A 23,087-nucleotide genomic window follows, 5' to 3' on the forward strand; every position below is an offset into this window, starting at 1 on the left:
TTATGACGTGGTTAACGAATGAAACCGGCAGTGACGCCTGGTGGCAGACTTTACAGCAGCAGGGCCTGCCCCTGATTGAACCCGCCCGCGACGGCGCATGCGACGTCACCTTCTTCTGGCGCGATCCGCAGGGAAGCGAAACCACCTCGTCCACCCGCCGCGTCTGGATCAATATCACCGGCGTTACCGATCATCATCAGCGCGCCGCGCCTCAAAGCTTCGATCATATCCCCGGCACCGACGTCTGGTTCTGGCGCACCCGGCTGCCTGCCAGCTGGCGCGGCAGCTATTGCCTGATGCCTGACAGCGATCCTGCTGACTTCGACGGCGAAGCGGATATGGCGACGCTGCGCGCCTGGTGGAGCCAGAAATTCCCCACCGCGCAACAGGATCCGCTTAATCCGCTGCGCGGCTGGTCAGGCGGACGCGGCATGCGCGTGTCGCCGCTGCATCTGCCCGACGCGCCCGATCAGCGCGTCTGGGAAGCAGTCGACAGCGGTCGCGCGCCGACGCTGCCGCTTCAGCACCATATCTGGCAGAGCGCGCGCCTCGGCAATCGCCGCTCGGTCTGGATCTACGCCACCGGCGAGGTGCAGCCGAGCGAACGTCCGCTGGCGCTGCTGCTGGACGGCCAGTTCTGGGCCAATAGCATGCCGATCGCCTGGCCGCTACAGCAGCTCACCGACGCCGGCGAACTGCCGCCGGCGGTCTACGTGATGATCGATATCATCGATCGCGAACACCGCAGCCGCGAGCTGCCCTGTAATCCCGACTTCTGGCTGGCGCTGCAGGAAGAGCTGCTGCCGCAGCTGCAGGGCTGGGCGCCGCACCGCGTCAGCGCCGCCGAGACGCTGGTCAGCGGCCAGAGCTTTGGCGGGCTGGCGTCGACGTACGCCGTGCTCAACTGGCCGCAGACGTTCGGCGGCGCCATCAGCCTTTCCGGCTCGTTCTGGTGGCCTGCGCGCGGCGAGCCCAACGGCAGGCTGATCCAGCAGCTACAGCAGGGCGACTACTGTCACGCGTCGTCGCGTTTCTATCTGGAGGCGGGACACCGCGAGCACCTGATTTTTAAAGCAAACCAACAACTCCAACAGGACCTGTCCGCCGCAGGACATCAGGTCATTTTCCATCCGGTCGACGGCGGTCACGACGCGCTCTGCTGGCGCGGCGGTCTGCTCAACGGACTGAAAGCAATGTGGCAACATCTTCTTTAAATCGCCTGGCTAGCCCGACTGTTGCGGGCAGGAGACCGATATGCAACCTAATCCCTTCGACGATCCGCAGCAGGATTGTTTCGTGCTGCAGAATGCGCAGCAGCAGTACAGCCTCTGGCCCGCGTTTCGCGCCCTGCCCGCCGGCTGGCGCAGCGTCTTCGGCCCGCAGCCGCAGACGGCGTGCCTGAGCTGGCTCAATGCGAACTGGCGCGATATTCGCCCGGCTCATTCCACCGCGAACCGGAGCGACCATGTCTGAGATGCTGATGAATCCCCTTGATACCGATCAGAAAATATTGCCGCTGGTGGCGGCGCAGCCCGGCATCTGGATGGCCGATCAGCTGTCGCAGCAGACCAACGCCTACGCGGTTGCCCACTTTGTCGAGCTGCGCGGCGCGCTGGACGGCGCGCTGCTGAGCAAGGCGATCGTCGCCGGGATGCAGGAGGCTGATACGCTGAATATGGCGTTCGGCGAGCATGAGGGCGAAGCGGTGCAGTGGCTGGCGCCGCAGCGTTTTACGCTGCCTGAGATCGTCGATCTGCGTCAGGAGGCCGATCCCGACGCCGCGGCGCGCGCGCGTATGCGCGCCGATATGTCCGGCGATCTGCGCGTGCTGAGCGGCGCGCCGCTCTGGCATCACCAGCTGATGCGCCTCGGCGAGCAGCGCTGGTTCTGGTATCAGCGCTATCATCACCTGGTGGTGGACGGCTTCAGCTTCACCGCCCTGACGCGCCGCATCGCCAATATTTACAGCGCGTGGCTGCGCGGCGAGACGCCGGAACCGACGCCGTTTACCCCGTTCAGCGAGGTGGTAGAGGAGTATCAGCGCTATCAGGCGTCGCCGAGCTGGCAGCGGGACCGCGACTTCTGGCGCGAAAAGAGCGCGCAGCTTCCGCCGCCCGCCTCGCTTTCACCGCTGCCGCTGGCCGGACAGCCCGCCAGCACCGCGCTGCTGCGCCACAGCGTTTCGCTGGACCGTGATCTTTTCCAGACGCTGGCGCAGCAGATGGCGGTCAGCGCGGCCGACGCCGCCTTTGCGCTGGTGGCGCTCTGGCTGGCGCGCCTCAGCGGCCAGAACGATTTCGCCGCCGGCTTTATTTTTATGCGCCGCATCGGCTCGGCGGCGCTCTGCGCCACCGGACCGGTGATTAACGTGCTGCCGATGGCGGTGCGCTACCGTCCCGACCAGCCGCTCAGCGCGCTGGCGCAGCAGCTGGCCGCCGAGGTGAAAAAGATGCGCCGCCATCAGCGCTTCGACGCCGAGCAGGTGCAGCGCGATGCAGGCCGCCTCGGCGACGGCGATCCGCTCTACGGCCCGGTGATCAACCTGAAGATGTTCGACTATCAGCTCGACTTTAACGGCGTGGAGGGCATCACGCACCAGCTGGCATCAGGACCGGTGCGCGACCTCGAGATCGCCATCTATATCAGCGAACAGGGCGAGCTAACGCTGGAGCTGCTGGCCAACGCTGAGCGCTATCAGCGAGAGACGCTGGCGCGGCACGCCAGCCGTTTCGATCTGCTGCTGCGGCAGCTGGCGGCGCAGCCGGATCGCCCCTGCGGCGAGCTGGATCTGCTGACCGAGGCGGAGCATCTGCAGCTGGCTGCGATCAACCAGACCGCGAAGGCGCTGCCGGCGGCCACGCTGAGCAGCCTGCTGCAGGCGCAGGCGCAGCGCACGCCGGACGCTCCCGCGCTGGCGGACGATCGCCATCAGCTCAGCTACCGCGAGATGCGTCAGCAGGTCGAGGCGCTGGCGCAGCAGCTGGTCGCCAGCGGCGTGCAGCGCGGCGATATCGTTGCCGTGGCGCTGCCGCGCGCGGTCTTTCTCTCGCTGGCGCTGCAGGCGATCGTCAGCGTCGGCGCGGCCTATCTGCCGCTCGATACCGGCTATCCCGACGATCGCCTGCAGATGATGCTGGAGGATGCCGCGCCGAAAACCCTGATCACCTGCCGCGAGCTGGCGACGCGCTTTGCCGCGCTGGCGCCGATCGAGCCGCTGTTCTATGACGCGCTGCTGCCTGCGGCGGCGGAACGCGCGCTGAGCCAGGCGCCGCGCCCGCAGGATGGCGCCTACATTATTTATACCTCCGGCTCCACCGGTCGGCCGAAAGGGGTGCTGGTCGGCCATGAGGCGATCGTCAACCGTCTGCTGTGGATGCAGGCGAGCTATCCGCTCGACGCCACAGATGTGGTGTTACAGAAGACCCCCAGCAGCTTCGACGTCTCAGTGTGGGAATTTTTCTGGCCGCTGCTGACGGGCGCGCAGCTGGTGATGGCGCCGCCGGAGGCGCACCGCGATCCCGACGCGCTGCAGCAGCTTTTTGCGCGCTATCGCGTCACCACTACCCACTTTGTTCCCTCGATGCTGGCAGCGTTTGTCGCCTCGCTGCAGGACAGGGAGGCGGTAGCGCGCTGCGCCAGCCTGCGTCGCGTATTCTGCAGCGGCGAGGCGCTGCCGGCGGATCTGTCGCGCCAGTGGGAGATGCTGACGCAAACGCCGCTGCATAATCTCTACGGCCCGACCGAAGCGGCGGTGGACGTCAGCTATTATCCCGCCTTCGGCCCGGAGCTGGCGGCAGTGGAAGGCGCCAGCGTGCCGATCGGCTTCCCGGTCTGGAACACCGGCCTGCGCATCCTCGACACGCGTCTGCAGCCGGTTCCGCCAGGCGTCGCGGGCGATCTCTATCTCACCGGCGTGCAGCTGGCGCACGGCTATCTCGATCGCCCTGACCTTACCGCCAGCCGTTTTGTCGCCGATCCCTACGGCAACGGCACGCGCATGTACCGCACCGGCGACGTGGCGCGCTGGCTGGCGAACGGCGCGGTGGAATATCTGGGCCGCAGCGACGATCAGCTGAAAATCCGCGGCCAGCGTATCGAGCTGAACGAAATCGACCATGCGCTGGCGGCGCTGCCGGGCGTGCAGCAGGCGGTGACCCATGCGGTGGTGCTGGGCAATGCCGGCGCGCAGCAGGGCGACGCGCGTCAGCTGGTCGGCTATGTGGTGGCGGATCGGCCTATCGACGCCGAGGCGATGCGCGCCGCGCTGGCGCAGCAGCTGCCCGCGCATATGGTGCCGGTGGCGATCGTCGCGCTGGAGGCACTGCCGCTCAGCAGCAACGGCAAGCTGGACCGCAAAGCGCTGCCGCTGCCGCAAAGCCGCGCGGGCGACGCGAGCCGCGCGCCGCTGCCGGGTCTGGAGACGCAGCTGGCAGATGCCTTCGCCGCGCTGCTGGAACGCGACAGCGTCGGCGCGCAGGAGGATTTCTTCGCCCTCGGCGGCCACTCGCTGCTGGCGATGCGGCTGGCGGCGCAGCTGCGGCGCGCGCTGAAGCAGCCGGTTTCCGTCGGTCAGATCATGGTCGCCTCGACGGTAGAGAAGCTGGCGGCGCTGCTGAGCGATACGCAGGCGGCGCAAACCGCCGGCTTCGAGCCGGTGCTGCCGCTGCGTCGCGGCAGCGGGCCGACGCTGTTCTGCTTCCATCCGGCGTCGGGCTTCGCCTGGCAGTTCAGCATTCTGCAGCGCTATCTCGACGCGCGCTGGTCTATCGTCGGCATTCAGTCGCCTGACGCCAGCGGCCCGCTCAGTCAGGCGGCGCATCTTGATGAGGTGTGCGACGCGCATCTCGCCACGCTGCGCCAGCAGCAGCCGCACGGCCCCTACTATTTCCTCGGCTATTCGCTGGGCGGCACCCTGGCGCAGGGCATCGCCGCACGGCTGGAGGCGCTGGGTGAAGAGGTAGCATTCCTCGGCCTGCTCGACACCTGGCCGCCGGAGACGCAGAACTGGGACGAGAAGCGCGGCCTGAATCAGCTCGATCCGGCGGTGCTGGAGGAGGTAAACCGCGAGCGCGAGCAGTTTGTTGCCGCGCAGCGTCAGCAGGCGGGCGAAGGGCTGGAGGCGATGTTCGATGCGATCGAGGCCAACTACGCCAGCTCGGTGCGGCTGCTGGCGACGGCGCGCAGCGCGCGTTTTAGCGGCCGCGCCACGCTGTTCCTCGCCACCGAGACGCAGCAGCCGGGTCAGGACGCGCGCCGCGCCTGGGCGCCCTATGTGGGCGAGCTGGAGGTGCGGCCGCTGGCGTGCGCCCACGTCGAGATTATCTCGCCGCGCATGTTCGAGCAGATCGGGCCGCAATTGCAGCAATTGCTGGTGAAGTTTGCCTGACGTCCTGAATACACATCCGGTGCCATGTCTGGAGGATATGGATATGCCGGGGCATCAGTTGACGATGCAGGCTGAGGAGCCGCAGGGAGGTGAGACGCTGTGCTTTGGCGTGGTCACCCACACCCTGATAAGGCTGCGGTGAATCAGCCGATCAGCAGGCGCGCTTTAACGCGGACCGCTTCAAGCTCTTGCGGAGTAGCGCGGCCCTTTGGCGCCGCGTTGCGCGCTTTCCAGTCGAGGTTACGAACCTGGTCTGCCAGGGCAACATTTGCGGGCGCGCCGGCAATGGGCACTTCAAACGGGTTACCTTTGATCCTGGTGGTGAGCGGAACGCAAACCATCATGCCAATGCGGTTGTAAATCGCCGGGCTCATGACCAGCGCCGGCCTGCGGCCAGCTTGCTCATGCCCGGCCTGAGGAGTGAAATCGAGCCAGAGGATATCTCCGGCGTCAGGAACAGATTGCATTACCAAACCTCCTGGCCTTGTGGGTCTCCGAAGTCTGTTTCGCTATGAATGTTTTCAGGGGTTACCTGGCTCATGAGCATCTCGAGCGTGACCTGGCGCACGGGTTGAATGACCAGACACTGCACGTTATTAGAATCCGTCTGAACAGTGACCTCGACTTCTTCGTTTATGTCCATGTTCATCAGGCTCATCATGTGTGCGGGAATGCGCACCGCTGGGCTATTGCCCCAACGTTTGATTGTCTGTCGCATCTTTAGTACTCCGGTTTAACAAGTTGCCGCATGTTATTCGTCTGCTGCAGCCATTTCTGTTGTCGAAGAGAGTCTACTCTGCAATCAAACTTGTATCAACATTGTATCTACTCGAGTGCTCCTGGTTGCCTTTATGATGGATCTCTTTGCAGAGCAGCGAATCGCTGCGCTTGTTCATCGAATCTGCGCCTTCGCAGCTGACGCTAATGCAGCGCGTAGAGGTCTGAAAGGGGTGGGCACGGGACGCTTTGCTCTGCGGGCCAGACGACCCGCTCCTTTATACGCAGTGCGGGTTTTGGCTAGCTTCTCAGCTGCGCCCGCGTCCCAGCGGCACAATCATCGGCGTATGCGCCACCGGATCCTCGACGATAATGCAGCGCAGCCCGTAGACCGCCTCAATCAATTCCGGCGTGACGATCTCGGACGGCCTGCCCTCGGCGACAATTTGGCCGCTGCGCATCGCAATCAGGTGGGTGGCGTAGCGGCACGCCTGATTCAGATCGTGCAGCACCACCACCAGCGTGCGGCGATGCTGCTGATTAAGATCCTGCATCAGCTCCAGCAGCTCAATTTGATGGGTAATATCGAGCCAGGTGGTGGGCTCGTCCAGCAGCAGCAGCGGCGTCTGCTGCGCCAGCACCATGGCGATCCAGACGCGCTGGCGCTGACCGCCGGAGAGCTGATCCACCGGCTGCGCGGCGATATCCGCCACGCCGGTCGCCTGCATCGCCTGCTGCACCGCCGCCTCATCCTCGTCGCGCCAGCGGCCAAACAGCGGCTGATGCGGATAGCGGCCGCGCGCCACCAGCTCGCTGACGCTGATGCCGGACGGCGCCTGCGAACTTTGCGGCAGCAGCCCGAGACGCCGCGCCACCTCTTTGGTGGAGAGACGCGAAATCGCCTCGCCGTCGAGCAGCACCTGCCCTTTCAGCGGCGGCGCCAGCCGGCTCAGCGCGCGCAGCAGCGTCGACTTGCCGCAGGCGTTGGGGCCGATAATCACCGTCAGCTCGCCGTCGGGAATGGTCACCGACAGCGCCTCCGCCACGATTTTTTTCTCGTAGCCCAGCGTCAGCGCGTCGCCCTGCAGGCGTGCACTCTTCTCTCTCATTGGCGTCGCGCCTCCCGAACCAGTAGAGCAATCAGATAAAGGCCGCCGAGGCTGACGGTAATCACGCCGACCGGCAGCTGGTAAGGCAGGAAAAGATGCTGCGCCGCGTAGTCCGCCGCCAGCAGCAGCAGCGCGCCGCACAGCGCCGCCAGCGGCAGTGCGCCTTTGATGCCGCCGCACAGGCGACGGGCGATCTGCGGCGCCAGCAGCGCAACGAACGAAATCGGCCCGGCCAGCGCGGTCGAGGCGGCGGTCAGCACCACGCCGATCAGCATCAGCCACAGGCGACTGCGCTCCACCGGCACGCCCAGCGCGCAGGCGGTGTCGTCGCCCATCTCCATCAGCCGCATACGGCGCGCCAGCAGCGCGGTGAGCAGCAGCGCCGCCAGCAGCACCGCGATCACCGGCACCGCTTTTGCCCAGGTGATGCCGTTCAGCGATCCGGCGCTCCACAGCCCCGCGCTGAGCGCCGCCTCCAGCGAGGCGCTGATAATCAGCCAGCCGTTGAGCGCCATCAGCAGCGCACGCACGCTAATGCCGACGATAATCAGCCGAAAGGTCTCGACGCCGTTGCGCCAGGCAAACAGGTAAACCACGCCCGCGGTGAGCACGCCGCCCAGCAGCGCCGCCAGCGTCACGATTTCGCTGTTCTGATGAAACAGCACCAGCGCCACCAGCACGCCGCTGTAGGCGCCGGTATTAAAGCCGAGAATATCGGGACTGCCGAGCGGGTTGCGCAGCAGCGACTGAAAAATCGCGCCGCTGACGCCCAGCGCCGCGCCGATCAGCAGCGCCATCGCCACGCGCGGCAGCCGCCACTCCAGCACGATCAGCTGCACGTTGCGCGCCGCCTCGCCGGTGAATAACTGCCACAGCTGCGCGCCCGAAATCGGCAGCGCGCCGCGCGTCACGCCGAAAAACGCCAGCAGCGCGCAGGCCGCCAGCAGCCAGATGGCCTGCATCGTCGCCCGGCTCATATCTGCCCTCTCCCCAGTTTGCGACGCACCAGCACAATCAGCATCGGCGCGCCGAGCAGCGCGGTGACCACCGACACGCGCAGCTCGCCGGGCACCATCACCCGCCCCAGAATATCGGCCGCCAGCAGCAGGCAAGGGGTGATCAGCAGCGTGCCCGGCAGCATCCAGCGGTGATCGTTGCCCCACAGCCAGCGCGCCAGATGGGGCGTCATCAGCCCGACAAACGCGATAGGGCCAACGGCGGCGGTGGCGGCACCGCTTAACAGGGCGATAGCCAGCAGCCCCAGCAGCTGGGTGCGCGCCACGCGCGTGCCGAGCGCTGTTGCCAGATCGCCGCCCATGCTCAGGCTGTTAAGCGCGCGCGACAGCAGCAGCGCGATCAGCGCGCCGACCGCCACCGCCGGCCAGGTGGCGCGCAGCACGGCAAAGCTGCGGATATCGAGCGAGCCGCTGTGCCAGAAGCGTAGATGATCGTAAATATCAGGATTAAGCAGAGAGAGCCCGGAGGTCAGCCCTTCCAGCACCGCGCCCAGCGCCACGCCCGCCAGCGTCAGCCGCACCGGATTGACCCGGCCGCCGCCCAGCGCGCCGGTCAGCGCCACCAGCAGCGACGCCAGCAGCGCGCCGCCGAAGGCGAAGCCGAGCCAGTCAGCGGGCGAATCCGCGCCGAACAGCGCGATACCCAGCACCACGGCGAAGCCAGCGCCCGCGTTGACGCCGAGAATGCCGGGATCGGCGAGCGGATTGCGCGTCAGGCTCTGCATCAGCGCGCCCGCCAGTCCCAGCGCGCTGCCCGCCAGCAGGCCAGCGAGGGTGCGCGGCAGACGCGCTTCGCGCAGGATAACGCAGTCGGCGCTGTCGCAGTGGCTGGTCAGAGCAAGAGAGAGAGTATGAATGGGGATCGATTTGGCGCCGAGCATCAGGCTGAGCGCGATCAAGAGCAACAGCAGCATCCCTGAGGCGGCTATTACGGTGAGTTGGCGCATAACGTTCCGAACCTTCACTGTTCACTGACGCCGCGGGCGCGTCAATTTGATAATGATACTTATTATCGTTATTACTCGTATTTTTGTATGTTACCATGATTCGCCTCGACCATAACGAGGAAAACCGCAGCAAAAGGCGAACAAATGAACAAACCCTCCCATCTGATCGATCTCAGCCTGTTGAAGACCCATCCCGCTTTTCGCGCCGTCTTTATCGCCCGCTTTATCTCTATCGTCGCACTCGGCATGCTGGCGATTGCCGTGCCGGTGCAGATCCAGCAGCTGACCCGCTCGCCCGCGCTGGTCGGGCTGGCCGTTACCCTGGCGGGCGCGGGCATGTTTGTCGGGCTGCTCACCGGCGGCGTGCTGGCGGATCGCTATGAGCGCAAGCGCCTGATCCTGATTGCGCGCTCCACCTGCGGCCTCGGCTTCGTAGCGCTGGCGATCAACGCCTCGCTGCCGACCCCGTCGGTCGCCGCGGTTTTCCTGCTCGGCCTGTGGGACGGCTTTTTCGGCGCAATTGGCGTCACCGCGCTGCTGGCGGCCACGCCGGCGCTGGTGGGACGGGAGAACCTGATGCAGGCGGGCGCCATCACCATGCTGACGGTGCGCTTCGGCGCCATTCTCTCGCCCGCGGTCGGCGGTCTGGTGCTGGCGCACGGCGGCGCGGCGTGGAACTACGGCCTCGCCGCCTTCGGCACGCTGCTCACCGTGTTAACCCTGCTGCGGCTGCCGCTGATGCCGCCGCCGCCTCAGCCGCGCGAGCATCCGCTGCGGGCGCTCGCCAGCGGCGTGCAGTTTCTGTTTACCGCGCCGCTGGTCGGCATGGCGGCGCTGATTGGCGCGCTGGTGACGCTGGCGAGCGCGGTACGCGTGCTCTATCCGGCGCTGGCGCCGCACTGGCAGGTCAGCCTCAACGAACTCGGCCTGATGTACGCCGCCGTGCCGCTCGGCGCGGCGCTGGGCGCGCTGACCAGCGGACGGCTGGCGAATTCGCCGCAGCCCGGCCGGCTGATTTTAGGCAGCGCCATTGCCGCTTTTCTCGCGCTTGGGCTGTTCAGCCTGATGCCGCAGTTCGCGCTCGGGCTAGCGTGCCTGGCGGCGTTCGGCTACTTCAGCGCGGTAAACAGCCTGGTGCAGTATCAGCTGATCCAGTCGCTGACGCCCGATGCGCTGCTGGGCCGAATCAACAGCCTGTGGACGGCGCAGAACGTCACCGGCGATGCGATCGGCGCGGCGATGATTGGCGCAATGGGCTCCTGGCTGCTGCCGCAGCAGGCCGCCGCGCTGTTCGGCTTCGGCGCGGCGCTGCTGGGCGGAATGATGTGGATAGCGATGGCGCGGCTGCGCCGCTATCAGCCGCCAGCGCCGGCGCTGGCGGAAGAGGCGTTATGATTTAACGAACAGCTGTTCCAGACGCGTCAGCAGATGCGTGGCGCTGTAGTAGTCGAGCCGGAACGTATCTGCGCCCAGCGCGTAAACCTGCTGCTGCTTCACCGCCGCGGTCTGCGCCAGGAAGGGGTTCTGCATCAGCTGCTGCGCGGTCTGATCCTCGGCGGCGAACAGCAGGAACGTCTTGCCGTTCAGGCCGCTGGCGACGTTCTCGCCGGAGAGCTGAATAATATCTTTGCGCTGGCCCATGCTGTGGGTCTGCTGCAGGCCCGCAGGCGGCACGGCGAGCGTAAAGCCGAGCTGCTCCAGCAGCTTGCCCTGCGCCGATTCGCTGGTCCAGAGGTTCACCGCGCGGCCGCCGCCGTTAAACACCATGGCGGAGACCGGCTGCGGCGGCAGCGCGATTTTCTGCTTCAGCGCCGCTTCCTGCGCGTCAAACGCCTTCACGCGCGCCGCCGCGTCCGCCTCATGCCCGGTCGCCTCGCCAAGCAGCGTCACCAGCTGCTGCCAGCTTTTATCGTCATAGTTCACCACCAGCGTCGGCGCGATGGCCGAGAGCTGATCCACCAGCTTGATGGCGGAGTCGTTGCCGGTGGCGCTGACGATAATCAGATCGGGCGCTTCGGCGGCCACCGCTTCGGCGCTCGGCTCGCCGATATAGAGGCGCTTGAGCTGTTTACGCTTCGCGACGTCGCCCCACTGGCGGAAAAAGCCCTGCTCGTCCGCCAGTCGGCTGCCTGGCGCGGTTGCGCCGCTGGCGATCACCGGCGCGTCGATCGCCAGCAGCGAACCGGTCAGGGTCACGCTGGTCGAGACGATGCGCTGCGGCGCCTGCTGCAGCGTAACGCTGCCGCTGGCGCTGTGCAGCGTGCGCGGCCAGCCGCCCTCGGCGCGCGCGTCAGGGTTGGCCAGCAGCGTGACGAGCGCCAGCGCGGCAACCGTCAGAAAACTCCGCTTAATCATAAGATTCCGTCCACCTTTTGCTGTAAGAGATCGCCCCGTAAATTTTCCTAATCACGCCTGGCGCGTGCGCTGAACGCCGCGAATTTATTGACACTCCAGCGTAATCAACGTAGGTTACAGGGCCACAATACAAATGATAATCATTATTAGTTATCTTATCATTTATAGGTGAAAATTATGGTGGAAACGTTGACGTTTGGAAATCCCCTGCTCCAGGATTTCTCCGCGCTCTGTCGGGGATTTATCTTCACATCACCGTGGCGCAGTATCGCTACGCAAGGCTGCTACACCACCGTCACCACCCCGGTGACCGATGGCGACGCGCTGGACGGCGAGTTTCAACAGCAGCTGCGGCGTCACTTCGCGGCGGCGAAAAAAGAGGGCATCGCCCAGCCGATCCTGGTCGGCGCCATCCCGTTCGACGTGACGCAGCCCGCTGCGCTGTTTATCCCTGAATCGCATCAAACCTTTAACCGCGCCGATCTGCAGGCTGCGCTGCCGGCCGCGCAGGCGCCGCTGCCGCAGGTGCGTCGTCGCGCCGCCGTGCCGGAGCATGACGTCTTTACCGCGATGGTGGCGCAGGCCGTCGCCGCCACGCAGCGCGGCGAGCTGGATAAAGCGGTGCTGTCGCGCCTGATGGATATCGTCACCGAACAGCCGGTGGATGTCGCCGCGCTGATGCAGCGCATCGTGGCGCAAAACCCTAATACGTATCAATTCCATCTGCCGCTGCCACAGGGCGGATCGCTGGTTGGCGCCAGCCCGGAACTGATGCTGCGCAAGCAGGGAGGTGATTTCAGCTCCTGCCCGCTCGCCGGCTCCGCGCGACGCGACGCCGACGCGCAGCGCGACAAAGCCGCTGGCGACGCCCTGATGCAGTCAGCGAAAGATCGTCACGAGCACAAGCTGGTGACCGACGCGATGCGCGATGTGCTGCAGCCGCGCAGCCGCCTGCTCTCGGTGCCCGCCACGCCCTCGCTGCTCAACACCGCCACCCTGTGGCATCTGGCGACGCAGATCGACGGCGAAGCGCGCGACGAGCGGGAAAACGCGCTGTCGCTCGCCTGTTTGCTGCATCCGACACCGGCGCTGAGCGGCTTTCCGCACCAGCGCGCCCAGCAGCTGATCCAGACGCTGGAGCCGTTTGAGCGCCAGCTGTTCGGCGGCATCGTTGGCTGGTGCGATGAACAGGGCAACGGCGAATGGGTCGTGACCATCCGCTGCGGCACCGTGCACGGCGCGCGGGTGCGCCTGTTCGCCGGCGCGGGCATTGTGGCGGATTCGCAACCGGAATCAGAATGGCGCGAGACCGGTGTCAAACTCGACACCATGCTGCGCGCTTTTGGACTGCAATAAAGGAAATACCATGTCGATCCCCTATCACCGCTGGCCAGACGATCTGGCGGCGCGCTACCGCGAGAAAGGCTACTGGCTGGATGTGCCGATGACCAATATCCTCGCGCGTCATCAACAGAGCGACGCCATCGCCGTTATCGAAGGCGATCTGCAGCTGAGCTACCGCCAGCTGGCGCAGCGCAGCGACAACCTGGCCGCGGCGCTGCAGCGTCGCGGGCTGAAAAACGGCGATACCGCGCTGGTGCAGCTGGGCAACGTCGCGGATTTCTACGTCACCGTCTTTGCGCTGTTTAAGCTGGGCGTCGCCTCGGTCTATGCGCTGTTCAGCCACCAGCGCACCGAGCTGCAGGCCTACGCCGCGCAGATCGAGCCTGCGCTGCTGATCGCCGATCGCCGTCATGCGCTGTTTGCCGACGACGGCTTTATCGACGCGCTGTGTGCCGATTGCCCGTCGCTGCGTCAGGTGATCCTGCGCAACGACAGCCAGCCGGAAAATACCCTGGAGGCGCTGATGGCCGAAGCGGCGGGCGACTTCCAGCCGACGCCGACCGCCGCCGACGAAGTGGCGTTTTTCCAGCTCTCCGGCGGCAGCACCGGCACGCCCAAGCTGATCCCGCGCACCCATAACGACTACTACTACAGCATTCGCGCTAGCGACGAGATCTGCGCGGTCAGCGCTGATACGCGCTATCTTATCGCCCTGCCCGCGCCGCATAACTTCGCCATGAGTTCTCCTGGCGCGCTCGGCGTCTTCTATGCGGGCGGCCAGGTGATTCTGGCGGAGGATCCCAGCGCGACGAACTGTTTTCCGCTGATTGAAAAGCATCGCGTGACCGACACCGGCCTGGTGCCGCCCGCCGTCAGCCTCTGGCTGCAGGCGATTAATGAATGGGGCAGCAATCAGGCGCTGACGTCGCTGCAGCGCATGCAGGTCGGCGGCGCAAAGCTGGGCGAAACCCTGGCGGCGCGCATTCAGCGCGAAATCGGCTGCCAGCTGCAGCAGGTGTTCGGCATGGCGGAAGGGCTGGTGAACTACACTCGCTTCGACGACGACGAAAAAACCATCCTCACCACTCAGGGCCGTCCGATTTCGCCCGACGATGAGGTGTGGGTGGCGGACGAAAACGGCGACCCGCTGCCAGCTGGCGCCATTGGCCGCCTGATGACGCGCGGCCCTTACACCTTCCGCGGCTACTATAAAAGCCCGGCGCACAACGCGGCCAGCTTCGACGCCGAGGGGTTCTACTGCTCAGGGGATCTGATTGAGATTAACGAGCGGGGCTACATTACCGTGCAGGGCCGCGAAAAAGATCAGATCAACCGCGGCGGCGAGAAGATTGCCGCTGAAGAGATCGAAAACCTGCTGCAGCGCCATCCCGAGGTGATCCATGCGGCGCTGGTGTCGATGCACGACGAGCTGATGGGCGAAAAGAGCTGCGCCTTTATCGTCGCGCGTCAGCCGATCAAACCGGTGGCGCTGCGTCGCCATCTGCGCGAGCTGGGCGTCGCCGAATATAAACTGCCCGATCGCATTACCTGCGTGGATGAACTGCCGCTGACGCCCGTCGGCAAAGTAGACAAGAAACGTTTGCGCCAACAGCTTGCCGATCAACAAGCGCAAGCCTGACCTGTTCCGGAGATTTTATGGCTATTCCAAAACTGACCTCATACTCGCTGCCTGCCGCCGCCGAGCTGCCCGCCAACAAGGTGAAATGGACGCTGGAGCCACAGCGCGCCGCGCTGCTGATCCACGATATGCAGGCCTACTTTCTTAACTTCTGGGGCGAAAACAGCCCGCTGGTCAATCAGGTGGTGGAGAACATTGCTCGCCTGCGCGCGTACTGCAAGTCGCAGGGCATTCCGGTGTTCTACACCGCGCAGCCCAACCAGCAGAGCGATGAAGATCGCGCGCTGCTGAACGATATGTGGGGACCGGGCCTGAACAAACACCCCGATCAGCAGAAGATCGTGGATGCGCTGGCGCCCGACGCCGACGATCAGGTGCTGACCAAGTGGCGCTACAGCGCCTTCGTGCGCTCGCCGCTGGAGTCGATCCTGCAGGAGATGGGGCGCGATCAGCTGATCATCACCGGCGTGTACGCCCACATTGGTTGTCTGACTACCGCCACCGACGCCTTTATGCGTAACATCCAGCCCTTTATGGTGGCCGACGCGCTGGCCGACTTCAGCCGCGAAGAGCATATGATGGCGCTGACCTACACCGCCGGCCGCAGCGGTAAAGTGGTGATGACCGCCGATCTGATGCCGCTGCCGCTCAGCAAAGACGATCTGCGCGCGCTGATCCTGCCGCTGCTGGAGGATGACGACGTGCCGGAAGATAGTGAAAACCTGATCGACTACGGCCTCGACTCGGTGCGCGTGATGGCGCTGGCGGCGCGCTGGCGTCAGGTGCACGGCGATATCGATTTTGTCAGCCTGGCGAAAAACCCCACCATCGACGGCTGGTGGGCGCTGCTGTCACGGGAGCCTGCGCAATGAGCCACGCTTTCGACTTTAGCGGCAAGCAGGTCTGGGTGACCGGCGCAGGCCAGGGCATCGGCTACCACACCGCGCTGGCGTTTCACGCGGCGGGCGCGCAGGTGCAGGGCTTCGATCTGCGCTTTCACGACCAGCCCTACCCTTTCGCCTGCCATACGCTGGACGTCGCCGATCCCGAACAGGTGAAAAGCCGCTGCGCGCCTCTGCTGGCGCAGCAGCCGCGCCTTGACGTGCTGGTGAACGGCGCGGGCATTTTGCGCATCGGTGCCACCGACGAGATTTCCGTTGCGGATTTTCAGGCCTGCCTGGCGGTCAACGTCGGCGGCGCCTTTAACATGTTCCAGCAGACGCTGCCGGTGTTCCGCCAGCAGCGCGCGGGCGCCATCGTCACTATCGCCTCGAACTCGGCGCACGCGCCGCGTATCGGCATGTCCGCGTACGGCGCGTCGAAAGCCGCGCTGCGCAGCCTCGCCCTGACGGTCGGCCTGGAGATGGCGCCCTACGGCGTGCGCTGTAACATCGTCTCGCCCGGCTCGACCGACACCGAGATGCAGCGCAGCCTGTGGCATACGCCAACCGCCGAGCAGGAGATGATCGACGGCTTCCCGGATCAGTACAAGCTGGGGATCCCGCTGCGTAAGATCGCCACGCCGCAGGAGATCGCCCATAACGTGCTGTTCCTCGCCTCGGATCTCGCCAGCCATGTGGTGCTGCAGGATATCGTGGTAGACGGCGGCGCGACGCTGGGAGCCTGACCAATGGCGATCTGGAAACGCGCCATCGACCTCGACGCGCTAAACGCCATCGGCGATAACTCGCTGGTGGCGCATATCGGCATCCGTTTTACCGCCATCGGCGACGATTATCTGGAGGCGGTGATGCCGGTCGACGCGCGCACCCATCAGCCTTTCGGCCTGCTGCACGGCGGTGCCTCGGTGGTGCTGGCGGAGTCGATGGGGTCGATCGCCGGCTACCTCTGCACCGAAGAGGGCAAAAGCGTGGTCGGCATTGAGGTCAATGCCAGCCACCACCGCTCGGTCTCCAGCGGCGAAGTGCGCGGCATCTGCCGTCCGCTGCATATCGGCTCGCGCAATCAGGTGTGGCAGATTGAGATCCGCAACGCACGCGGCCAGCTCTGCTGCTCGTCGCGCCTGACGGTGGCGGTGCTGGGGTAATGAAAAAGGAACAGCTTTCGCTGTCCCTTTTCTCTGGCATTAACGCTGGTAGATGATTTCGACGCCTTCGTCGTCATCTTCGTCCCAGTCGTCATCCCACTCTTCGTCTTCTTCTTCCACCACGCTTTCCATCGCTTCACGGTGGTAATCATCCCACATGAACTCGACTTTTTCGGGTTTCTTCTCTTCTTCTTCCGCCTCTTTCGGGTTGGCGTTGATGAAGCTCATCACGTCCCAGCAGAGATCCTGCACGCCCTGACGGCTTGCCGCGGAGATCAGGTAATATTTGTCTTCCCAGCCCAGCGCCTCGGCAACCGCTTTGGCGCGCGCCTGCGCTTCCTCTTCGCCGATGACGTCGATTTTATTGAACACCAGCCAGCGCGGCTTGTTGAACAGCTTGTCGCTGTACTTCTCCAGCTCACCGAGAATAATGCGCGCGTTTTCCACCGGATCGGACTCGTCAATCGGCGCGATGTCGATAAGGTGCAGCAGCACGCGGCAGCGCTCAAGGTGCTTCAGGAAGCGAATGCCGAGGCCAGCGCCGTCGGCGGCGCCTTCAATCAGCCCCGGAATATCGGCGACCACAAAGCTCTGCTCGCTGTCCATGCGCACCACGCCCAGGCTTGGCACTAGGGTGGTAAACGGATAGTCCGCCACTTTCGGCTTGGCGGCCGAGACGGCGCGGATAAAGGTCGATTTACCGGCGTTCGGCAGGCCGAGCATGCCGACGTCCGCCAGCAGCATCAGCTCCAGCTGCAAATCGCGCTTCTCGCCCGGCGTACCCATGGTTTTCTGACGCGGGGTACGGTTGACTGAGGATTTAAAGCGCGTGTTGCCCAGGCCGTGCCAGCCGCCTTTGGCGACCATCAGCTTCTGCTCGTGACGCGTCATGTCGCCCAGCGTTTCGCCGGTGCCCTGATCGATCACGCGCGTGCCGACCGGCACCTTGACGATAATGTCCTGACCGCGTTTGCCGGTGCAGTCACGGCTCTGGCCGTTCTGCCCGCGTTCGGCGCGGAAGGATTTCTCAAAGCGATAGTCAATCAGGGTGTTCAGGTTCTCGTCGGCAACCAGATAGACGTCGCCGCCGTCGCCGCCGTCGCCGCCGTCCGGGCCGCCTTTAGGAATATATTTTTCACGGCGGAAGCTGACGCAGCCATTGCCGCCATCGCCGGCAACCACCAGGATTGTCGCTTCATCAACAAACTTCATTTTCTTTCTCCGTCACACAATCGTCCGCACGCTGTCGCAGCGCGGCGGACGGGTCCGCCAGGGTCTGTCTGCGCTGACCGGCGGCGGATAAATCAGGACTGATTTGCATCAGGCGTACATAAAGTGTACAGCAATACAGAGCGACAGGTCGCAGAATGTAAAAAGCCCCGCAATGGCTGCGGGGCTTTTATTCGTGCGTTCAGACAGTCGCTGTCTGCGTCACGACAACCTTACTCAGCAACGATGCTGATGTATTTACGGTTGTTCGGACCTTTCACTTCGAATTTTACTTTGCCGTCTGCGGTAGCGAACAGGGTGTGGTCACGACCACAGCCTACGTTGTTACCGGCGTGGAACTTAGTACCACGCTGACGAACGATGATGCTACCTGCCAGAACAGATTCGCCACCGAAACGTTTTACACCCAGACGTTTTGCATTGGAGTCACGACCGTTACGAGTCGAGCCACCAGCCTTTTTATGTGCCATTTGTCAGATCTCCTCTTAAGCGCTGATGCCAGTAATTTTCACATCAGTGAACCACTGACGGTGGCCAGCCTGCTTACGGTAGTGCTTACGACGACGAAACTTAACGATCTTAACTTTCTCGCCACGACCGTGCGCAACGATTTCAGCTTTGATCACGCCGCCTGAAACCAGTGGCGCGCCGATTTTCACGTCTTCGCCATTTGCGATCATCAGCACCTGGTCAAACTCAATGGTTTCACCGGTTGCGATGTCCAGCTTTTCCAGGCGAACGGTCTGACCTTCGCTTACTCGGTGTTGTTTACCACCACTTTGGAAAACCGCGTACATATAAAACTCCGCTTCTGCGCATGCCTTTCGTTCATCAGGCGGCGCGATAAATATTCACAATAGGGCGCGAATTCTACGCAAATCTCCAGCAGAAGACAAGTGCACTTTGCACTCTCTTGCAGAAAAAAAACACAGGCCGATCGCAAACGTTTCTCATCCGGAAAATTCAAGTACAATCAGTAACAGATTACCTGAACTCAGGCTGGTTAAAGCACGTACCATAAGCCGTTGAAACGAGTCAAAGCTGAACAGACGAATGAACTTAGAACAAATTAATGAATTAACCGCGCAGGATATGGCGGCCGTCAACCAGACCATCCTCGACCAGCTGAATTCCGAGGTCTCGCTGATCAATCAGCTTGGCTATTACATTATCAGCGGCGGCGGCAAACGCATCCGTCCGATGATCGCCGTGCTCTCTGCGCGCGCGCTGGGCTATCAGGGCGATCTGCACGTGACGAACGCGGCGCTGATCGAATTTATCCACACCGCCACGCTGCTGCATGACGACGTGGTGGATGAATCCGATATGCGTCGCGGCAAAGCGACGGCGAACGCGGCGTTCGGCAACGCAGCCAGCGTGCTGGTCGGCGATTTTATCTACACCCGCGCGTTCCAGATGATGACCAGCATGGGCTCGCTGCGCATCCTGGCGCTGATGTCGGAAGCGGTGAACGTGATCGCCGAAGGCGAAGTGCTGCAGCTGATGAACGTCAACGATCCCGACATCACCGAAGAGAACTACATGCGGGTGATTTACAGCAAAACCGCACGTCTGTTCGAGGCGGCATCGCAGGCTTCCGCCATTCTCGCGGAGGCGACGCCGGCGCAGGAAAAAGCGATGCAGGATTACGGGCGCTTTCTCGGCACCGCGTTCCAGCTGATTGACGATCTGCTCGACTACAGCGCCGACGGCACCACGCTGGGCAAAAATACCGGCGACGACCTGAGCGAAGGCAAACCGACGCTGCCGCTGCTGCATGCGATGCACAACGGCACGCCAGAGCAGACAAAGATGATCCGCGAAGCGATCGAACAGGGCAACGGCCGTCACCTGCTTGAGCCGGTGCTCGCTGCGATGCAGCAGTGCGGCTCGCTGGAGTGGACGCGCAAGCGCGCCGAGCAGGAAGCGGACAAAGCGATCGCCGCCCTCAGCGCCCTGCCGGAATCGCCCTGGCGCAGCGCGCTCGAATCGCTGGCGCATATGTCGGTGCAGCGCGACTTCTGATCCCCAGGCGGAGCGCCCTGCGCAGCTCCGCTTTTCCCTGCCCGCTTCACTTTTTCCCGAAATGCCTCTTATCTGTTGCCGCGCTTTTGCGTAGTGGCGCGCACTTCTCCTGACTGAGCCAAAAATTACTGGAAGCAGATGGAAACTTTCTGTTATAAATTTCCATAAGTTTCCAGATAAGAGAAACCAGCAAGGTTCCCGGCTGCAAGGGAAACATTTCACCCCAGGAACAAGGAGAATGCGATATGCAAAAAAGGATTGAAGACTGGCATCCCGCCGATGTGATCGCCGCGCTGCGCAGACGCGGCACGACGCTGGCGGCGCTGTCGCGCCAGGCGGGATTAAGCTCCTCGACGCTGGCTAACGCCCTTTCACGTCCGTGGCCGAAAGGCGAGTGGATTATCGCCGACGCGATCGACGTCCACCCCGCCGAGATCTGGCCAAGCCGCTACTACGATCCACACACGCATCGGCTGCTGGATCGTAAAAAGCGCATTCGATCGCTGGCGAAGCCGGAAACGATCGAGCAGGATCCCGCCAGCGTCTGAGTCTCCACCAGTCGAAAAAAAACCAGCCGCGCAAAAGCGGCTGGTTTCATGTTAACGGCTTATCGTCGACGCTTATTCGCCGCTGACGCGCTCAATCTGCGCGCCCATCGCCTTCAGCTTGTCTTCGATATGCTCATAGCCGCGATCGATATGATAGATGCGGTCCACCAGCGTCGTGCCTTCCGCGATGCAGCCCGCCAGCACCAGGCTCGCTGACGCGCGCAAATCGGTCGCCATCACCTGCGCGCCAGAAAGCGTTTCCACGCCGTGACAAATCGCGGTGTTGCTCTCGATCTCCGCATGCGCGCCCATACGGATCAGCTCCGGGATGTGCATAAAACGGTTTTCGAAAATAGTTTCGGTGATCACGCCCGTGCCTTCGGCAACCAGGTTGAGCAGCGTGAACTGCGCCTGCATGTCCGTCGGGAAGCCAGGATGCGGCGCGGTGCGCACGTTGACCGCCTTCGGACGCTTGCCGTGCATATCCAGGCTGATCCAGTCGTCGCCGGTTTCGATATCGGCGCCTGCGTCGCGCAGCTTCGCCAGCACGGCGTCCAGCGTGTCCGGCTGGGTATTGCGGCACAGCACTTTGCCGCCTGAGATCGCCGCCGCCACCAGGAAGGTGCCGGTTTCGATACGGTCCGGCAGCACGCGATAGACGCCGCCGCCCAGACGCTCAACGCCTTCGATAGTGATTTTGTCGCTGCCTGCGCCGCTGATCTTCGCGCCGAGCGCGATCAGGAAGTTGGCGGTATCGACAATCTCCGGCTCGCGCGCCGCGTTCTCGATGATGGTGACGCCGGTGGCCAGCGTCGCCGCGCTCATGATGGTGACCGTCGCGCCGACGCTCACTTTATCCATCACGATATGCGCGCCTTTCAGACGACCGTCGACAGAGGCTTTGACGTAGCCCTCTTCCAGCTTGATCTCCGCGCCCAGCTGCTCCAGGCCCGTAATATGCAGATCCACCGGACGCGCGCCGATGGCGCAGCCGCCCGGCAGCGAAACCTGTCCCTGACCAAAGCGCGCCACCAGCGGCCCCAGCGCCCAGATAGAGGCGCGCATGGTTTTCACCAGATCGTACGGCGCGCAGAAGATGTCGACCTGACTGGCGTCGACGTGTACGGAGCCGTTGCGCTCGACCTTCGCACCCAGCTGGCTCAGCAGCTTCATCGTGGTATCGATATCACGCAGCTTCGGCACGTTCTGGATCTCGACCGGCTCTTCGGCCAGTAACGCAGCAAACAGAATCGGCAGCGCGGCGTTTTTCGCCCCGGAAATGGTCACTTCACCGCTTAAACGGGTGGGGCCTTGCACACGAAATTTGTCCATTAACACGGCTCTCAATTAGCTAAAGACGGATGGGGCTCGCCAGCGGCGAGCGCCCCTGAGGCGGGTTTAAAAACCGTTGAGTTTACGGTCGCGCGCCCATTCAGCAGGGGTGTAGGTTTTGATAGAGACGGCATGAATGCGGTTGTCGGCGATATATTCCATCAGCGGCGCGTAAACAGCCTGCTGTTTTTTCACGCGGCTCAGCTCGCCAAACATTTCACCCACGGCAATAACCTGAAAGTGGCTGCCGTCGTTGCTCATTACGTGGACTTCGTCCAGCGGCAGTGCCTTCATCAGCACGGCCTGAATTTCACTGTTTTCCATTGCTCATTACTTCATTTGGAATAATAAAGGGTGACATCTTAGAGGAAAGCGCCGGACTCTTAAACATGCAAAAGCCCCTGCGGAAAACAGGGGCTTAACGGATGCGAAAAACAATCAGGCGCTTTTATCCGCAGAAACAATAATCTGCTGCAGATTGTAGAGGGTGATCAGCGACTGCAATTTCTCGCTGATGCCGCTAAAGCGCGGCGTAACGCCCTGCGCACGCGCGATTTCCCGCAGGTGCACCAGCAGCGCCAGACCGGCGGAATCGACGCGCGCCAGGCCAGAGACGTCGATAATCTCCGCCTTGTCGATTAGCGTCTCGCGCTGCTGCCAGAGCGCCAGCAGCGTATCGCGGTTCAGTTCGCCGTACAGCGACAGCGTGCTGGCGTCACGCTGCCAGCGTAATGACTCATGCATCGTTACTGTTTATCCAGCGTAATCGGCTGTGCCGCGTAGGTTTTAAGCTGGGCGGTCAGGCCGTCGATGCCTTTGGTGCGCAGCAGATCGCTCCACTCGTTCTGTTTGGTGGTGATCATGCTGACGCCTTCCGCCACCATGTCATAGGCCTGCCAGTTACCGGTCTGGCTGTTCTTGCGCCACTGGAAATCGAGGCGAACCGGCGGACGGCCGTTGGGATCGACGATGGTGACGCGAATCGCAACGATTTTCGCGTCGCCCAGCGGCTGTTCAGGCTGGATCTGGTAGGTCTGGCCGTGATAGAGCGCCAGCGCCTGACCGTAAGCCTGCGCCAGGTAGTCGCCAAAGGCGCTGAAATAGGCCTCGCGCTGCGCCGGCGTCGCTTCACGGTAGTAGCGGCCGAGCACTAAGGCACCGGCGTACTTGATCTGCACATAGGGCAGCAGCTCCTGGCGCACCACGTCGCGCAGGTAGTTAGGGTTCTGCTTGATTTTCGGCTGCTCGTTTTTCAGGCGCGTAAAGGTTTTCGCCGCCGCTTCGTCCATCAGCTTATAGGGATTAGTTTGATCGGCGGCGTTCGCCGCAGCCAGCGGCGCGACCGCCAGCATGGCAATCATCAGGAAACGTTTGAACATCGTTTTTTACCTC

General features: G+C 63.4%; 24 protein-coding genes. 11 read left to right on the forward strand and 13 right to left on the reverse strand.

Features of this window, described 5'->3' with window-relative positions; all coding sequences use genetic code 11:
* Positions 1-2: 2 nt before the first annotated feature.
* The 3 genes from fes to MC269_RS16335 are packed head-to-tail and all read left to right on the forward strand — an operon-like array spanning position 3 to position 5,386.
* Positions 3-1,214, forward strand: coding sequence for an enterochelin esterase (gene fes / locus MC269_RS16325; RefSeq protein WP_239953045.1), 1,212 nt, complete (start codon positions 3-5; stop codon positions 1,212-1,214).
* Between the two features lie 40 nt (positions 1,215-1,254).
* Complete coding sequence (locus MC269_RS16330) at positions 1,255-1,473, forward strand: MbtH family protein (protein WP_081136904.1); 219 nt, start codon at positions 1,255-1,257, stop codon at positions 1,471-1,473.
* Positions 1,466-5,386 (forward strand): enterobactin synthase subunit F, encoded by a 3,921-nt coding sequence (locus MC269_RS16335; protein WP_239953046.1) that lies wholly within the window; start codon positions 1,466-1,468, stop codon positions 5,384-5,386. The genes MC269_RS16330 and MC269_RS16335 overlap by 8 nt, the downstream gene beginning before the upstream one ends.
* Positions 5,387-5,529: 143 nt before the next feature.
* Here MC269_RS16335 and mazF read toward each other — a convergent pair whose 3' ends face one another.
* The 5 genes from mazF to fepD all read right to left on the reverse strand — a co-directional run bounded on the left by mazF (position 5,530) and on the right by fepD (position 9,142).
* Positions 5,530-5,853: an endoribonuclease MazF gene (gene mazF, locus MC269_RS16340; RefSeq protein WP_081136908.1), complete on the reverse strand. Its 324-nt coding sequence runs from the start codon at positions 5,851-5,853 to the stop codon at positions 5,530-5,532.
* Positions 5,853-6,104: an AbrB/MazE/SpoVT family DNA-binding domain-containing protein gene (locus tag MC269_RS16345; RefSeq protein WP_239953047.1), complete on the reverse strand. Its 252-nt coding sequence runs from the start codon at positions 6,102-6,104 to the stop codon at positions 5,853-5,855. The genes mazF and MC269_RS16345 overlap by 1 nt, the downstream gene beginning before the upstream one ends.
* A 307-nt stretch (positions 6,105-6,411) precedes the next feature.
* On the reverse strand, positions 6,412-7,212 hold the full coding sequence (locus MC269_RS16350) for an ATP-binding cassette domain-containing protein (RefSeq protein WP_239953048.1): 801 nt from the start codon (positions 7,210-7,212) through the stop codon (positions 6,412-6,414).
* Positions 7,209-8,189 (reverse strand): iron-enterobactin ABC transporter permease, encoded by a 981-nt coding sequence (gene fepG, locus MC269_RS16355; RefSeq protein ID WP_239953049.1) that lies wholly within the window; start codon positions 8,187-8,189, stop codon positions 7,209-7,211. Before fepG ends, MC269_RS16350 begins: the two co-directional genes overlap by 4 nt.
* Entirely contained in the window at positions 8,186-9,142 is a 957-nt protein-coding gene (gene fepD, locus MC269_RS16360) for a Fe(3+)-siderophore ABC transporter permease (RefSeq protein ID WP_371824386.1), read from the reverse strand. The genes fepG and fepD overlap by 4 nt, the downstream gene beginning before the upstream one ends.
* 177 nt (positions 9,143-9,319) lie before the next feature.
* Between fepD and entS the strand changes: the two genes are divergently transcribed.
* Positions 9,320-10,570 carry an enterobactin transporter EntS gene (gene entS, locus MC269_RS16365; protein ID WP_239953051.1) on the forward strand — a complete coding sequence of 417 codons (1,251 nt, stop codon included), beginning with the start codon at positions 9,320-9,322 and terminating at the stop codon, positions 10,568-10,570.
* Here the strand turns inward: entS and fepB are convergent.
* A complete protein-coding gene (gene fepB, locus MC269_RS16370) occupies positions 10,565-11,530 on the reverse strand; it encodes a Fe2+-enterobactin ABC transporter substrate-binding protein (protein ID WP_081136920.1) in 966 nt (321 codons plus the stop codon). The two genes, entS and fepB, sit on opposite strands and share 6 nt — an antisense overlap.
* Before the next feature lie 177 nt (positions 11,531-11,707).
* On the opposite strand from fepB, the gene MC269_RS16375 reads away from it, so the two are divergent.
* From MC269_RS16375 to MC269_RS16395, 5 genes are read left to right on the forward strand one after another with little or no spacing between them, the layout of a single operon-like run.
* The gene (locus MC269_RS16375; RefSeq protein ID WP_239953052.1) at positions 11,708-12,886 is read left to right on the forward strand and encodes an isochorismate synthase; all 1,179 of its coding nucleotides are present in this window, start codon (positions 11,708-11,710) and stop codon (positions 12,884-12,886) included.
* 10 nt (positions 12,887-12,896) lie between these two features.
* Entirely contained in the window at positions 12,897-14,513 is a 1,617-nt protein-coding gene (locus MC269_RS16380; protein WP_239953053.1) for a (2,3-dihydroxybenzoyl)adenylate synthase, read from the forward strand.
* A 17-nt stretch (positions 14,514-14,530) separates the two neighbouring features.
* Entirely contained in the window at positions 14,531-15,385 is an 855-nt protein-coding gene (locus MC269_RS16385; RefSeq protein WP_239953054.1) for an isochorismatase, read from the forward strand.
* Complete coding sequence (gene dhbA / locus MC269_RS16390; RefSeq protein ID WP_239953055.1) at positions 15,382-16,140, forward strand: 2,3-dihydro-2,3-dihydroxybenzoate dehydrogenase; 759 nt, start codon at positions 15,382-15,384, stop codon at positions 16,138-16,140. The genes MC269_RS16385 and dhbA overlap by 4 nt, the downstream gene beginning before the upstream one ends.
* Positions 16,141-16,143: 3 nt before the next feature.
* Positions 16,144-16,560 (forward strand): hotdog fold thioesterase, encoded by a 417-nt coding sequence (locus MC269_RS16395; RefSeq protein WP_239953056.1) that lies wholly within the window; start codon positions 16,144-16,146, stop codon positions 16,558-16,560.
* Positions 16,561-16,599: 39 nt separating this feature from the next.
* Here the strand turns inward: MC269_RS16395 and cgtA are convergent, their stop codons facing one another.
* The 3 genes from cgtA to rplU form a co-directional block, all read right to left on the reverse strand.
* A complete protein-coding gene (gene cgtA / locus MC269_RS16400) occupies positions 16,600-17,772 on the reverse strand; it encodes an Obg family GTPase CgtA (RefSeq protein ID WP_239953057.1) in 1,173 nt (390 codons plus the stop codon).
* Positions 17,773-18,002: 230 nt separating this feature from the next.
* Positions 18,003-18,260, reverse strand: coding sequence for a 50S ribosomal protein L27 (gene rpmA / locus MC269_RS16405; RefSeq protein WP_006121751.1), 258 nt, complete (start codon positions 18,258-18,260; stop codon positions 18,003-18,005).
* Between the two features lie 15 nt (positions 18,261-18,275).
* On the reverse strand, positions 18,276-18,587 hold the full coding sequence (rplU, locus tag MC269_RS16410; protein ID WP_033749281.1) for a 50S ribosomal protein L21: 312 nt from the start codon (positions 18,585-18,587) through the stop codon (positions 18,276-18,278).
* Positions 18,588-18,843: 256 nt separating this feature from the next.
* Between rplU and ispB the strand changes: the two genes are divergently transcribed.
* Together ispB and MC269_RS16420 are read left to right on the forward strand one after the other, a co-directional pair.
* A complete protein-coding gene (gene ispB / locus MC269_RS16415; protein ID WP_081136935.1) occupies positions 18,844-19,815 on the forward strand; it encodes an octaprenyl diphosphate synthase in 972 nt (323 codons plus the stop codon).
* A 245-nt stretch (positions 19,816-20,060) separates the two neighbouring features.
* A complete protein-coding gene (locus MC269_RS16420; RefSeq protein WP_081136938.1) occupies positions 20,061-20,363 on the forward strand; it encodes a helix-turn-helix transcriptional regulator in 303 nt (100 codons plus the stop codon).
* A 72-nt stretch (positions 20,364-20,435) separates the two neighbouring features.
* Here MC269_RS16420 and murA read toward each other — a convergent pair whose 3' ends face one another.
* The 4 genes from murA to mlaC all read right to left on the reverse strand — a co-directional run bounded on the left by murA (position 20,436) and on the right by mlaC (position 23,074).
* Entirely contained in the window at positions 20,436-21,695 is a 1,260-nt protein-coding gene (gene murA / locus MC269_RS16425; protein ID WP_239953058.1) for a UDP-N-acetylglucosamine 1-carboxyvinyltransferase, read from the reverse strand.
* Positions 21,696-21,761: 66 nt separating this feature from the next.
* The gene (gene ibaG / locus MC269_RS16430; protein ID WP_033749277.1) at positions 21,762-22,019 is read right to left on the reverse strand and encodes a BolA family iron metabolism protein IbaG; all 258 of its coding nucleotides are present in this window, start codon (positions 22,017-22,019) and stop codon (positions 21,762-21,764) included.
* Positions 22,020-22,133: 114 nt separating this feature from the next.
* Complete coding sequence (gene mlaB / locus MC269_RS16435; RefSeq protein WP_081136942.1) at positions 22,134-22,439, reverse strand: lipid asymmetry maintenance protein MlaB; 306 nt, start codon at positions 22,437-22,439, stop codon at positions 22,134-22,136.
* A gap of 2 nt (positions 22,440-22,441) precedes the next feature.
* On the reverse strand, positions 22,442-23,074 hold the full coding sequence (gene mlaC / locus MC269_RS16440) for a phospholipid-binding protein MlaC (RefSeq protein WP_239953059.1): 633 nt from the start codon (positions 23,072-23,074) through the stop codon (positions 22,442-22,444).
* Positions 23,075-23,087: the final 13 nt, after the last annotated feature.

This window comes from Pantoea sp. Z09, from assembly GCF_022394795.1.
GTDB lineage: Bacteria > Pseudomonadota > Gammaproteobacteria > Enterobacterales > Enterobacteriaceae > Pantoea > Pantoea latae.

Bases quoted from the DNA above. Each gene is read 5' to 3' on its own strand.
- fes (WP_239953045.1), top strand. From the start codon at position 3: ATGACGTGGTTAACGAATGAAACCGGCAGTGACGCCTGGTGGCAGACT.
- MC269_RS16330 (WP_081136904.1), top strand. From the start codon at position 1,255: ATGCAACCTAATCCCTTCGACGATCCGCAGCAGGATTGTTTCGTGCTG.
- MC269_RS16380 (WP_239953053.1), top strand. From the start codon at position 12,897: ATGTCGATCCCCTATCACCGCTGGCCAGACGATCTGGCGGCGCGCTAC.
- fepG (WP_239953049.1), bottom strand. From the start codon at position 8,189: ATGAGCCGGGCGACGATGCAGGCCATCTGGCTGCTGGCGGCCTGCGCG.
- fepB (WP_081136920.1), bottom strand. From the start codon at position 11,530: ATGATTAAGCGGAGTTTTCTGACGGTTGCCGCGCTGGCGCTCGTCACG.
- mlaC (WP_239953059.1), bottom strand. From the start codon at position 23,074: ATGTTCAAACGTTTCCTGATGATTGCCATGCTGGCGGTCGCGCCGCTG.
- MC269_RS16420 (WP_081136938.1), top strand. From the start codon at position 20,061: ATGCAAAAAAGGATTGAAGACTGGCATCCCGCCGATGTGATCGCCGCG.
- MC269_RS16350 (WP_239953048.1), bottom strand. From the start codon at position 7,212: ATGAGAGAGAAGAGTGCACGCCTGCAGGGCGACGCGCTGACGCTGGGC.
- mazF (WP_081136908.1), bottom strand. From the start codon at position 5,853: ATGCAATCTGTTCCTGACGCCGGAGATATCCTCTGGCTCGATTTCACT.
- ispB (WP_081136935.1), top strand. From the start codon at position 18,844: ATGAACTTAGAACAAATTAATGAATTAACCGCGCAGGATATGGCGGCC.
- MC269_RS16385 (WP_239953054.1), top strand. From the start codon at position 14,531: ATGGCTATTCCAAAACTGACCTCATACTCGCTGCCTGCCGCCGCCGAG.
- MC269_RS16345 (WP_239953047.1), bottom strand. From the start codon at position 6,104: ATGCGACAGACAATCAAACGTTGGGGCAATAGCCCAGCGGTGCGCATT.
- cgtA (WP_239953057.1), bottom strand. From the start codon at position 17,772: ATGAAGTTTGTTGATGAAGCGACAATCCTGGTGGTTGCCGGCGATGGC.
- rplU (WP_033749281.1), bottom strand. From the start codon at position 18,587: ATGTACGCGGTTTTCCAAAGTGGTGGTAAACAACACCGAGTAAGCGAA.
- ibaG (WP_033749277.1), bottom strand. From the start codon at position 22,019: ATGGAAAACAGTGAAATTCAGGCCGTGCTGATGAAGGCACTGCCGCTG.
- MC269_RS16335 (WP_239953046.1), top strand. From the start codon at position 1,466: ATGTCTGAGATGCTGATGAATCCCCTTGATACCGATCAGAAAATATTG.
- mlaB (WP_081136942.1), bottom strand. From the start codon at position 22,439: ATGCATGAGTCATTACGCTGGCAGCGTGACGCCAGCACGCTGTCGCTG.
- MC269_RS16375 (WP_239953052.1), top strand. From the start codon at position 11,708: ATGGTGGAAACGTTGACGTTTGGAAATCCCCTGCTCCAGGATTTCTCC.
- MC269_RS16395 (WP_239953056.1), top strand. From the start codon at position 16,144: ATGGCGATCTGGAAACGCGCCATCGACCTCGACGCGCTAAACGCCATC.
- entS (WP_239953051.1), top strand. From the start codon at position 9,320: ATGAACAAACCCTCCCATCTGATCGATCTCAGCCTGTTGAAGACCCAT.
- rpmA (WP_006121751.1), bottom strand. From the start codon at position 18,260: ATGGCACATAAAAAGGCTGGTGGCTCGACTCGTAACGGTCGTGACTCC.
- murA (WP_239953058.1), bottom strand. From the start codon at position 21,695: ATGGACAAATTTCGTGTGCAAGGCCCCACCCGTTTAAGCGGTGAAGTG.
- dhbA (WP_239953055.1), top strand. From the start codon at position 15,382: ATGAGCCACGCTTTCGACTTTAGCGGCAAGCAGGTCTGGGTGACCGGC.
- fepD (WP_371824386.1), bottom strand. From the start codon at position 9,142: ATGCTGCTGTTGCTCTTGATCGCGCTCAGCCTGATGCTCGGCGCCAAA.